The following is an 11,531-nucleotide window of genomic DNA, read 5'->3' as shown; positions in this document are numbered from 1 at the left end:
GCCATGGAAGGCCGCAAAGCAATCGGAACATACTTCGAAGGCGTCGCTGCACGCTACCTGAACAGCCAGGGTGTGCGCATCCGGGAATGTAATGTATATAACCGGGGCGGCGAGATCGACCTGATCGGCGAAGACCAGCATACTCTGGTCTTTTTCGAGGTCCGGTACCGTGGCAGCGGAAGCCTTGTAGATCCGGCCAGTTCTATCTCTTATCCGAAACAGAAACGACTCCTTAAGGCCGTCTCGTTTTATCTCCACCGGCACCAGCTCTGGAATGTACCGAGCCGGATAGACGTGGTGGCAATCACCCCGGGAACCGTAAAAAAATACCGGGTACAATGGATCAAAAATGCAATCCAGGCGGATGTTTAAACTGCAATGAACGACACAGGAAACCTGACTAACCAGCTATTTGCCAGCCACATGGAGCATACAGCGGAAGCTGCCAGCACTGTGGGGGATGCTATAGAGCAAGCGGCGGACGCATTCGTCAACGCGCTGCTCAGCGACGGGAAAATCATCACCTGCGCCAATGGCAACGCCAATGTCATCGCACAGTATTTCTGTACAGCGTTTCTGAACCGGTTTGAACAGGACCGCCCGGCCCTGCCTGCAATCAACCTTGGGGCAGACGCCACCACCTATTCAGCCATTTGTCGCGACAATCGATTTAATGACACTTTCTCCCGACAGGTGAAAGCCATTGGCAAGCCTGGCGACCTTCTGTTCGTAATCGTTGATGATGGCCACAAGGCCAACCTTATTCAGGCGATTCAGGCTGCCCACGATCGGGAAATGAATGTGGTGGTGTTAAGTGCCAGAGAAAAGTCTGACATCGCCTCACTCATGCACTCAGAAGACCATGAAATTGCTCTGAACAACCTGTCACCAAGTGAGGCTGCGCCCTTGCTCATGGTGATCATCAACGCCCTGTGTTCTCTGGTTGACGCAAAGTTATTCGGAGGATAACAAAAAGCCGGCTGAACGCCGGCTTTGAAGAACAGATAGTGACAGGTTTCACTTCACAACTTTCAGGGTAGGTCGCCCGGAGGGCCGCCCTTCCTGTGCCCCCTGCCCGGCTCCATCATGGCCGCTCCCGGGGCCATCAGGGTCGGGTGAGCCAGGCTCACTGCCAAACACCATACCTTCGCCATTCTCCTTGGCATAAATGGCCAGCACTGCCTGAAGCGGTATAAAAACCTGCATGGGCACACCACCAAAGCGGGCACTGAACTCCAGCGCACTGTTACCTATTACCAGTCCGCGCACTGCCCCGGGACTGATATTCAGAACAATCTGGCCATTGGCCACATGTGCTGTGGGTACCTGAACCCCCTGAAGCCCTGCATCAACAACAATGTAAGGAGTGCAGTCGTTATCCAGCACCCACTCATTGAACGCACGCACCAGGTAGGGGCGACTGGATGTCATGGTGATTTCATTATCAGCCAATGCTTGTCTCCTGCTCCCGAAAACGGAAACCTGCCAGATCAGTTACGTATGTCTTCTTCCAGATCGGAAAGGCTTGCTTTGAACCCTTCACGCTCAAAGATGCTCTCCATGTACTTCTGCAACGGCTTCGCCTGCTTTTCCGTAAGCTCAATACCCAGTGACGGCAAACGCCAGAGAATAGGCGCGATGCAGCAGTCAACGATGGTGAACTCTTCAGAAAGGAAAAACGGCAGCTCCCCGAACACAGGTGCCGTAGCTAAAAGACTCTCCCGCAGCTGCTTACGTGCAGTTTCAGAGGCTTTGGCATTCGGCTGCTTCAGAATCTGATCCGCCAATACGCACCAGTCTTTCTGGATCCGGTGAATCATCAGACGGCTGTTGGCCCGTGCAACCGGGTATACCGGTAACAACGGAGGGTGCGGAAAGCGCTCATCCAGGTATTCCATCATGATGTTAGGCTCGTACAGAACCAGATCACGGTCTACCAGGGTAGGCAGGGCGTTATACGGGTTCAGATCTGCCAGCTCGGCCGGCGGATTGTCCGGGTCCACATCAACGATATCAACGGTAACACCCTTCTCTGCCAGCACTATGCGCACCCTGTGGCTATAGTGGCTGGTCGGGTCTGAGAAAAACGTCATCGATGACCGCTTGGTCACAACGCCCATAGAATTACCTCACGAGTAAACTTACCGAAATGGTCCTGAAAGAACGCAAAAATTCCAGTGGGCGGTTTTATACGCCCACCGGAACTCAGGGAAGGATATTATACCTTATTTCTCAGTGTACGTCTTTCCAGTACTCGCGATTGAGCAGGTAGGCGAAAACAAAGAAAATAGCAACAAATATCAGCACGAAAATCCCGAGACGCTCGCGCTCTACTTTGACCGGATCTCCCATATAAGACAGGAAGTTTGTCAGGTCATACATAGCCTTGTCGAACTCAGCACCGGACATGCTGCCTTCAGTCGCATATTCCGGGCAGGCACCTGCGTTGTTGATATTGCCACTCAGAGGTTCAACACTGGCCTTTTTACCAATGTTGGGCTTCACGGCACACAAGCCCTGGAGATCAACCAGCACATGGGGCATGCCCACCTTATCGAACACCACGTTGTTTACTCCCAGTGGCCGCGAGTCATCTTTATAAAAGCCTCGCAGATAGGAGTACAACCAGGACTCACCACGCAGACGACTTACCAGTGTCAGGTCGGGTGGCGGCGCGCCGAACCAGTTAGCCGCCATGTCCTTATCCATGGAGTTCTTCATCAGTTCGCCAATTTTGGCACCGGTGAAGATAAGGTTGTCTTCGTACAGCTCTTCCGGAATCTCCAGATCATCGGCAACACGCTTGTAGCGGGCATACTCCATGGAGTGACACCCCATGCAATAGTTTGTGAACGTGGCAGCGCCACGCTGCAGAGATGCCTTATCGGTATGATCCACCTTGATGCTATCAAGCGAACCGCCTGCCGCTGCCAGCCCGAGGGCCGGCAGGAATGCGATGAAAAGACCAAAAATCAGCTTTCTCATTACCCTGTCACCCTCTCTGGTACTGGCTTGGTTTTCTCCATGCGCGTATAAAACGGCATCAGAATGAAGTAGAGGAAGTACAGGACCGTCAGGATCTGGGCCACAAGCGTACGACCTTCAGTTGCAGGAACAATGCCCAGGTACCCCAGGATCACAAAGCTGACAGCGAAGATTGCCAGAGCAATTTTGCTCAGCCAGCCTTTGTAGCGGATAGAACGTACCGGGCTTCTGTCAAGCCAGGGCAGCACAAACAGAATGGCGATGGCACCACCCATAACAACCACACCCCAGAACTTGGCCGGTAGTCCGAACAGGTCCACCGTGACCGCCCGCAGCATGGCGTAGAAAGGCGTGAAGTACCACACAGGAGCAATGTGCTCAGGCGTCTTCAGGGAGTTCGCCGGTTCAAAGTTCGGTTTCTCGATGAACAGCCCGCCCATTTCCGGGAAGAAGAACACCACAATAAAGAAGATAAAGAAGAACACCGCAACACCCACCAGGTCGTGCACAGTGTAGTAAGGGTGGAACGGGATACCATCTTTGGGGATTCCGTTTTCATCCTTGTTCTTTTTGATCTCGATACCGTCCGGGTTGTTAGAACCTACTTCGTGCAGGGCCAGGATGTGCAGAACAACCAGACCAAGCAGTACGATCGGAAGTGCAACCACGTGCAGTGCGAAGAAGCGGTTCAGGGTAATACCGGATATCAGGTAATCACCACGAATCCACAGCGACAGATCGTCACCGATCACCGGGATAGCGCCGAACAGGTTTACGATAACCTGGGCACCCCAGTAGGACATCTGGCCCCAGGGCAGCAGATAGCCCATGAACGCTTCTGCCATCAGCACCAGATAAATCAGCATACCGAACAGCCAGATCAGCTCACGGGGCTTCTGGTACGAACCGTACATCAGCCCCCGGAACATGTGGAGGTACACCACAATGAAGAAGGCTGACGCCCCTGTGGAGTGCAGGTAACGCAAGAGCCAGCCCCACTGCACATCACGCATGATGTATTCGACGGAGGCAAAGGCACCCTCACCCGTGGGGTTGTAGCTCATAGTCAGCCAGATCCCGGTGATCAGCTGGTTAACCAGAACCAGCATTGCCAGGGAGCCGAAAAAATACCAGATGTTGAAGTTTTTCGGAGCGTAATATTTCGCCAGGTGTTTATTCCAGGCTTCGACGACCGGTAGCCGCTCATCTACCCAATTCAGAAGTTTTTGCATTACGCTGCCTCCGGATCAAGACCAACTGTCAGGGTCGTGTCGCTGTCATACCGGTAGGGCGGAACCTCAAGGTTCAGAGGTGCCGGCTGCCCGGTAAAGACACGCCCTGCCAGATCAAATTTGGAGCCATGACAGGGGCAGAACAGTCCACCCAGCCACTCTTCGCCCAAATCTGCCGGGGCCACTTCCGGACGGTAGGTTGGTACACAGCCCAGGTGCGTACAAATCCCTACAAGCACGATAAACTCCGGCTTCAGGGAACGGTAGGCACCCGAAATATACTCCGGCTGCTGACTGGCTTCTGTCGATTCCGGATCTTTCAGCCGGGGTGTCAGCTCCTCAATGTTTTCGAGCATTTCCGGTGTACGCCGAATAATCCAGACCGGCTTACCCCGCCACTCGACGGTGATCTGCTGACCTGGCTCAATCTTATTGATATTGACGGTTACCGGTGCGCCTGCCGCCTCCGCTTTGGCACTGGGATTCCAGGATGCCACGAAAGGAACTGCCGCACCGACGACGCCGACTCCACCGACCGCGGCCGTAGCACCGATCAGGAATCGGCGTCGACCTTGGCTCACGTCGCCATTATTCATTATGGTTTTCTCCCATCAGGCGATGTCACAACCCGCCAGAACGCCGACAGTGTGCATCGAAAAGGACTTCACATCTCAAAAATATAAGCGCTCAAATGGTAATGAAATTACCGGCCCCTTACAAGTCGTAAAGCCGCTGGCAGAGCCTCTTCTCTGCTTCAGATCAATTTCCGACTTCATTGATTCTGAAACAAAAAACCCGGCCATAAAAGCCGGGTTTTTCGGAATCTGCGCCAGCGTATTAACGCTTGGAGAACTGAGGACGCTTACGCGCCTTCCGCAGACCAACCTTCTTCCGCTCAACTGCACGAGCATCACGGGTTACATAACCCTCGCTGCGCATGACCGGACGCAGTGTCTCGTCGTATTCCATCAGGGCACGGGTCAGGCCGTGGCGGATTGCGCCTGCCTGACCACTGCTTCCACCACCCTGAACGGTGATGTTGATGTCAAAACGCTCAACAGAGTCAGACGCCATCAGAGGCTGACGCACAATCATGCGCAGCGTCTCACGACCGAAAAAGTCTTCGATGGAACGACCGTTGATAGAAATATTACCGCTTCCCGGCTTGATAAACACCCGAGCCGTGGACCGTTTGCGGCGACCGGTACCGTAATTTTGTGCTACAGACATATCCGCCTTCCGTTAAATGTCGAGTTCTTTGGGCTGCTGGGCTGCGTGAGGATGCTCAGCGCCGGCATAGATTTTCAGCTTCTTGAACATGGCACGGCCAAGCGGGCCTTTCGGAAGCATGCCTTTTACAGACTTTTGAATGACCTGCTCAGGCGCCTTGTCAACCAGCTTCTCGAAGTTGATGGACTTGATTCCACCCGGAAAGCCGGTATGGCTGTAGTACATCTTATCAGATGACTTATTGCCGGTAACCCGCACCTGGCTTGCATTGATCACAACAATGTAATCGCCGGTGTCTACATGAGGGGTATACTCAGGCTTATGCTTGCCCCGCAGACGACGGGCGATTTCGGTTGACAGACGACCCAGCGTCTTGCCGGCTGCGTCTACAACGTACCAGTCACGCGTTACGCTTTCTGGTTTCGCACTCAGAGTCTTCATTGATTCCGCCTTGAACGCTATAAAAAAGAAACGTTAAAACTACCTCCGGAAGAATAAAACAACCGGAAGAAGTTCTGTACCTGTAATTTGTGGCAGTGACGCTATTCGGGGCTGAGATAGCGGCATCGCCTTGAAAAGCCAGGGCGCGAAGTATACCCGAAGGCATCGCTAAAACCAACCCCGCCCTGCACAGTTTTCTTCGCAGGCCTTCACCACAGATCTGCCCCGTAAAGCCGCTGCGTGTTCTTCAGTAACACGGGCGCCAGCTGCTCCGGAGACTGCCCCCTAACCTCGGAAAGAGAGGCCAGAATATCAGGCAGATAGACCGGAGAGTTCATACCGGCCGCCACTCCCGCCGGCGCCATATCCGGCGCATCTGTCTCCAGCACCAGTGCTTCGAGAGGCAAGCGCGCAATTGTGTCACGGGTTTTCTTTGCCCGGGCGTGAGTAATTACGCCTCCCACTCCAATAAAACAGCCTAGATCGACCAGCTTTGCCGCCTGCTGATAACTCCCGGAAAAGCCATGTACCAGCCCCCGGCCACTCCAGTTTATACGCCGGAGCAAGGCGTGTACTTCATCGTGGGCTCTGACCGAGTGGATCACCAGGGGTAAATCAACCCGCGCCGAGAGTTTTGCCTGGGCTTCAAACCAGGGATGCTGCTCGTCCATACTGCCATGCAGTCGATCCAGCCCGCACTCCCCGACCGCTATACAGCCCTCGGGCTTCTCCCGCAAAACCTGTTCAAGATACTCAAGATCCGCTTCGGAGTGCTCCGAGATATACCAGGGGTGTATGCCCAGGCAATAATAAAGACCGTTGTGCTCGCTGGCTGTCTCCTGAACCCGCAGCCAGTCAGGCCGGCGCACGCCTGGAATTACCAGGCCCGCAACGCCTTTTCCGGCTGCGGTCACAAGCTCACTTTTACGACACCCGTCAAACCGGGGAAAGTCAAAATGGCAATGGGCATCCACCAGTTTCACATCTGACTCCGCAATAGCAGGATCAATGCTCCCGGGTTTTATGGAACTCCACATCCGGGTACCGTTCCTGCGCCAGGTTGAGGTTGACCATAGTGGGCGCAATATACGCCAGCCGGTCACCCCCATCGAGCGCAAGATTATCATTGTTCTTGCGCTGAAACTCCTCAAGTTTACGCTCGTCGGCACAGGTTACCCAGCGTGCTGTGGCGACATTGATTGGCTCATAAATAGCCTCAACCTTGTACTCGGTCTTCAAGCGGCTGACCACCACATCAAACTGCAAAACCCCTACGGCACCAACAATCAGATCATTATTGCGCAAAGGACGGAATACCTGAACCGCCCCCTCTTCCGATAGCTGTATCAGGCCCTTCTGCAACTGCTTGGCCTTCAACGGGTCTTTGAGCCGTATACGACGGAACAGTTCCGGCGCAAAATTCGGAATCCCGGTGAACTTCATGTCCTCGCCGGCCGTAAAGGTGTCACCCAGCTGAATGGTGCCGTGGTTATGCAGACCGATGATATCCCCCGCAAAGGCTTCCGTCGCATGACCACGGTCACCGGCCATGAAAGTGAGGGCATCGGAGAAGCGCACATCCTTGCCGATCCGCACGTGGCGCGCTTTCATTCCCTGGCTGTACTTGCCGGAAACGATACGTAAAAATGCCACGCGATCCCGGTGCTGCGGATCCATGTTCGCCTGTATCTTGAACACAAAGCCGGAAAAGCCCGGGTCATCGGGCTGCACTACTCGCAGGTCTGTTTCCCTTGGCTGGGGGCTGGGCGCCCAATCGACCAGTCCGTCCAGCATATGGTCAACACCAAAATTTCCCAGCGCAGTCCCGAAAAACACGGGGGTCAGCTCACCGGCCAGAAAGGCTTCCTGATCGAACTCATGAGAAGCGCCCTTGACCAGCTCGACCTCATCACGCAGTTCACTGGCGTATGGGCCAATGGCCTCATCAAGTTCCGGGTTGTCCAGTCCACTGATGATACGGGTTTCCTGGATCGTATGGCCCTGACCGCTTTGGTACAGAATAACCTCATCCCGAAGCAGGTGATAAACGCCTTTAAAACTCTTGCCCATACCAATAGGCCAGGTTACCGGCGCACAGGCAATTTCAAGAACCTCTTCTACCTCGTCCATAAGCTCGATGGGGTCACGGGTATCCCGGTCCAGCTTGTTCATGAACGTAAGAATAGGCGTGTCCCGAAGGCGGGTCACTTCCATTAGCTTGATGGTACGATCCTCAACACCCTTGGCGCTGTCGATTACCATCAGGCAGGCATCCACCGCTGTGAGTGTGCGGTAGGTATCTTCCGAAAAGTCTTCGTGGCCCGGCGTATCAAGCAGGTTTACCAGTTTGTCGCTATAAGGAAACTGCATCACCGATGTGGTTACTGAAATCCCCCGCTCTTTCTCCATTTCCATCCAGTCAGACTTGGCATGCTGACCGGACTTTTTCCCTTTGACGGTGCCAGCCTTTTGCAAGGCATGCCCGAATAACAGTACCTTTTCGGTAATTGTGGTTTTACCAGCGTCCGGGTGTGAAATAATGGCAAAGGTGCGGCGTTTAGCCACTTCCTGGGAGAGCTGAGACATAGTCGAAGAGCAACCTGCGTCAAGTGTTCGGGAAGGGCGACATTATAAGGGCTAAGCGGGGATTACGCGAACAGAAAGCACCCGCTTTTACGGGTACAGGAGCAAAGACATCACTCTGGCGTCTTCGCGGCCGGACGCGGCAGGATAGTACCCTGGGCGGCGCCCTATTTCCTCAAACCCTTCCTTCTGGTACAGCTTACTCGCCGCCTTGTTGCTGATCCGGACCTCCAGAAGAACCTCGCTCATGTCTTCAGAACGGGCACTCTGGATGACGTGACGCAGCAGTTGCCGCCCCACACCATGGCCGCGAGTATCCGGATGGACACAAATATTCAGCAGGTGCGCCTCGTCAAACATATAAGCGACGACCGCGTATCCGACCAGCCTTTCACCAAACCAGGCACCTGAGAGTAAATACCCGGGCTTGAAACAGTCAGAAAAGATCCCCTCTGTCCAGGGATGGGAGTGCCCGAGGCGTTCGATCTCGAGCATGTCAGGTATATTGTCCGGACTCAGGGGGCGCAGAGCCACGCTCACCCCTGCAAGGTCCGCACTGAAGTCCTCTTGAGTACACATCAGGTCGCAACCAAAGGTTTAAGCTTTTTCCACAACAGGCGCTTCTCGGCCGGGTTACTGGCAAGGTCGGCCAGGGAGCGGCCAAAATTCACATCAGGGTTGCGCCCCAGCGCCTGTGTAAGCCAAGACGGTGATTCAGCTTCATCAGTGCTGGCACCAATGACAATGACTACTTTCTCCCGAATGCCGGTACAGATTGGCTGTATAACAGCCTGGAGGTCAGAGAGTGAGCTCCCGGGCACAAGCCGGTTGTTGAAGACCGGCCAGCCAATCCTTTTAAGGGGCTCCAACTGCCGTTCCCCGAGACTCCTGAGTATGTTTGCGGCCAGGCTTTCCTGGAGCTGAAGACTTGCCTCATTGGAAAGGTGCGCCACCAGAACATGCCCCGCGCCGGTAAAAATACCCAGATCAAGGGTCAGATCCGGCTCCTCCTGCTCTCGGGTCAATGCCGGAGGAGCCTCTTCGGGCTGAGTCTCGGCGGGCACTGGGCGGTCGTCCGAAGCCGCTGCCTTTGCAGTTTTGGTTTCACTCTCCATTAAGGCCTGGAGACTGGCTATCCGTTTTGCTCCCTGCGGATCTGGCACAGGCTGTGCAGGCCTTGCAGGCTCGGCGACCGGGCTGGTGAGCCCGCCCTCATGAGGTGCGGCTACAGGCTCCGGTTCCGGAAACACAAACTCCGGACTGGGCGCAGCACCGGGCAACGGCTCACGGGCATACCACATGCGTATGCCAGCAACTCCGAGATAAAACTGTCTCTGCTCTTCAGTATGAATCATTCAAACATCTGCAACCTGGGGGTGATGCCGTATACCACCCCGGGTAACCAGGTTAAGCGCCTCAACGTAGGCTTTTGCGGAGGCAATAATAATATCTGTATCAGCACCAATTCCATTAACAATACGACCGCCACGTTCCAGTCGCACCGTCACTTCCCCCTGGGCATCTGTGCCACTGGTTATATTGTTGACGGAATACAACTGCAGGTTACAGCCGGAATCGACCAGTGATTCGATGGCGGTAAAGGCTGCATCCACGGGACCACTGCCTTCCGCCTCAACCGTGTGCTCTTTTCCGTCCACAGACAGGGTCAGGCTGGCCCGGGGCACAACGCCTGTTTCGGAACCAACTTTAAGGCACACCAGGCGATAACGCCCCTCTTCCTCCTGCTGGCGAGTATCACTGGCAATCGCCTGCAGATCCTCATCGAAAATCTCATGCTTGAGGTCTGCCAATGCCTTGAACCGGGCAAACGCTTCGTTCAGCTCTGTTTCTGTCTCAAACTGAATCCCAAGCTCCAGCAGCCGGGAGCGGAAGGCATTACGACCTGAGTGCTTGCCAAGAACAAGGCTGTTGGTATGCCAGCCCACATCTTCGGCACGCATGATTTCGTAGGTTTCACGATGTTTCAGGACACCGTCCTGATGAATTCCTGATTCGTGGGCAAAGGCGTTCGCGCCAACAATAGCCTTGTTCGGCTGAACCGGAAAGCCGGTGATTGTGGAAACAAGACGTGAAGCCGGGACAATATGGCGGGAATCGATGCGGGTATCAATATCAAACAGATCCTGCCGCGTCCGGACCGCCATAACGATCTCCTCAAGTGCGGCATTACCAGCGCGCTCACCAAGACCGTTAATGGTGCACTCGATCTGCCGCGCACCCTGGGTTACGGCTGCAAGCGAGTTAGCAACAGCCAGACCCAGGTCGTTGTGACAATGCACAGAGAAGATTGCTTTATCCGCATTGGGAATGCGGTTTAACAACTGCCGGATGGTTTCACCAAACTGCTCGGGAATGGCATAACCAACCGTGTCGGGAATGTTGATGGTTGTGGCCCCGGCATCGATAGCCGCTTCGATTATCCGGCACAGAAAATCCAGCTCAGAGCGACCGGCGTCTTCACAGGAGAACTCTACATCGTTGACATGGGCACGGGCGCGCTTAACAGAGCGGACGGCCTGCTCAATCACTTCGTCTGGCTGCATTTGCAGCTTGTGCTGCATATGGATGGGTGAAGTGGCTATAAAGGTATGGATTCGACCTCGCTCCGCCGGGCGAATGGCCTCGGCCGCCCGGTCTATATCTTTATCCAGAGCCCGGGCGAGGCTGCAGATCGTTGAATCCTTGATGGTTTCTGCAATGGACTTCACCGCCTCAAAATCACCCTGGCTGGCAATGGCGAAGCCCGCTTCAATAACGTCAACCCGAAGCTTCTCAAGCACTCTGGCAATCTGAAGTTTCTCCGTTTTATTCATGGTGGCACCAGGGCTCTGCTCACCGTCGCGGAGAGTGGTGTCGAATATAACCAGATGATTGTTGCCAGACATTGGGCTGTCCCCTGTGCAGTTGATGTTGTCCGGGCAGTATACCAGACAAAAAAAAGCCCCGGCAGCGGTGCTGTCGGGGCTTTCTTAATTAAGAGTCTGACGATGACCTACTCTCACATGGGCAGATGCCACACTACCATCGGCGCAGGCCTGT

14 protein-coding genes are annotated in these 11,531 nt (G+C 54.6%); 2 read left to right on the top strand and 12 right to left on the bottom strand.

Annotation, left to right across the window (positions count from 1 at the left end):
• The first annotated feature begins 3 nt into the window (after positions 1-3).
• Together FFI95_RS10955 and FFI95_RS10950 are read left to right on the top strand one after the other, a co-directional pair.
• Positions 4-372: a YraN family protein gene (locus tag FFI95_RS10955; protein WP_144822493.1), complete on the top strand. Its 369-nt coding sequence runs from the start codon at positions 4-6 to the stop codon at positions 370-372.
• 6 nt (positions 373-378) lie between these two features.
• The gene (locus FFI95_RS10950; RefSeq protein WP_144822492.1) at positions 379-969 is read left to right on the top strand and encodes a D-sedoheptulose-7-phosphate isomerase; all 591 of its coding nucleotides are present in this window, start codon (positions 379-381) and stop codon (positions 967-969) included.
• A gap of 48 nt (positions 970-1,017) precedes the next feature.
• On the opposite strand, the gene FFI95_RS10945 is transcribed toward FFI95_RS10950, so the two are convergent.
• The 12 genes from FFI95_RS10945 to FFI95_RS10890 form a co-directional block, all read right to left on the bottom strand.
• Positions 1,018-1,431: a ClpXP protease specificity-enhancing factor gene (locus FFI95_RS10945; protein WP_222120404.1), complete on the bottom strand. Its 414-nt coding sequence runs from the start codon at positions 1,429-1,431 to the stop codon at positions 1,018-1,020.
• A 59-nt stretch (positions 1,432-1,490) separates the two neighbouring features.
• Positions 1,491-2,120, bottom strand: a complete 630-nt coding sequence (sspA, locus tag FFI95_RS10940) for a stringent starvation protein SspA (protein WP_144822488.1) — start codon at positions 2,118-2,120, stop codon at positions 1,491-1,493.
• Positions 2,121-2,232: 112 nt separating this feature from the next.
• On the bottom strand, positions 2,233-2,985 hold the full coding sequence (locus tag FFI95_RS10935; protein WP_144822487.1) for a cytochrome c1: 753 nt from the start codon (positions 2,983-2,985) through the stop codon (positions 2,233-2,235).
• Positions 2,985-4,217, bottom strand: coding sequence for a cytochrome b (locus FFI95_RS10930; protein WP_144822485.1), 1,233 nt, complete (start codon positions 4,215-4,217; stop codon positions 2,985-2,987). Before FFI95_RS10930 ends, FFI95_RS10935 begins: the two co-directional genes overlap by 1 nt.
• Positions 4,217-4,813 (bottom strand): ubiquinol-cytochrome c reductase iron-sulfur subunit, encoded by a 597-nt coding sequence (petA, locus tag FFI95_RS10925; protein WP_144822483.1) that lies wholly within the window; start codon positions 4,811-4,813, stop codon positions 4,217-4,219. The genes FFI95_RS10930 and petA overlap by 1 nt, the downstream gene beginning before the upstream one ends.
• A gap of 241 nt (positions 4,814-5,054) precedes the next feature.
• A complete protein-coding gene (gene rpsI, locus FFI95_RS10920; protein ID WP_144822482.1) occupies positions 5,055-5,447 on the bottom strand; it encodes a 30S ribosomal protein S9 in 393 nt (130 codons plus the stop codon).
• A gap of 12 nt (positions 5,448-5,459) precedes the next feature.
• On the bottom strand, positions 5,460-5,888 hold the full coding sequence (gene rplM, locus FFI95_RS10915; protein WP_144822480.1) for a 50S ribosomal protein L13: 429 nt from the start codon (positions 5,886-5,888) through the stop codon (positions 5,460-5,462).
• A gap of 209 nt (positions 5,889-6,097) precedes the next feature.
• Positions 6,098-6,871 (bottom strand): TatD family hydrolase, encoded by a 774-nt coding sequence (locus FFI95_RS10910; RefSeq protein ID WP_144823232.1) that lies wholly within the window; start codon positions 6,869-6,871, stop codon positions 6,098-6,100.
• Between the two features lie 22 nt (positions 6,872-6,893).
• Complete coding sequence (gene prfC, locus FFI95_RS10905) at positions 6,894-8,474, bottom strand: peptide chain release factor 3 (RefSeq protein ID WP_144822479.1); 1,581 nt, start codon at positions 8,472-8,474, stop codon at positions 6,894-6,896.
• Positions 8,475-8,561: 87 nt separating this feature from the next.
• Positions 8,562-9,005, bottom strand: coding sequence for a ribosomal protein S18-alanine N-acetyltransferase (rimI, locus tag FFI95_RS10900; protein WP_342778856.1), 444 nt, complete (start codon positions 9,003-9,005; stop codon positions 8,562-8,564).
• 44 nt (positions 9,006-9,049) lie between these two features.
• Positions 9,050-9,826, bottom strand: a complete 777-nt coding sequence (locus FFI95_RS10895) for a 2-isopropylmalate synthase (protein ID WP_144822475.1) — start codon at positions 9,824-9,826, stop codon at positions 9,050-9,052.
• Positions 9,827-11,377, bottom strand: a complete 1,551-nt coding sequence (locus FFI95_RS10890; protein WP_144822473.1) for a 2-isopropylmalate synthase — start codon at positions 11,375-11,377, stop codon at positions 9,827-9,829.
• Between the last annotated feature and the right edge of the window lie 154 nt (positions 11,378-11,531).

The sequence above is a fragment of the Marinobacter piscis genome (assembly GCF_007671655.1).
In the GTDB taxonomy this organism is placed as follows: domain Bacteria; phylum Pseudomonadota; class Gammaproteobacteria; order Pseudomonadales; family Oleiphilaceae; genus Marinobacter; species Marinobacter piscensis.
This window is presented reverse-complemented; position numbering and strand designations above follow the sequence as displayed.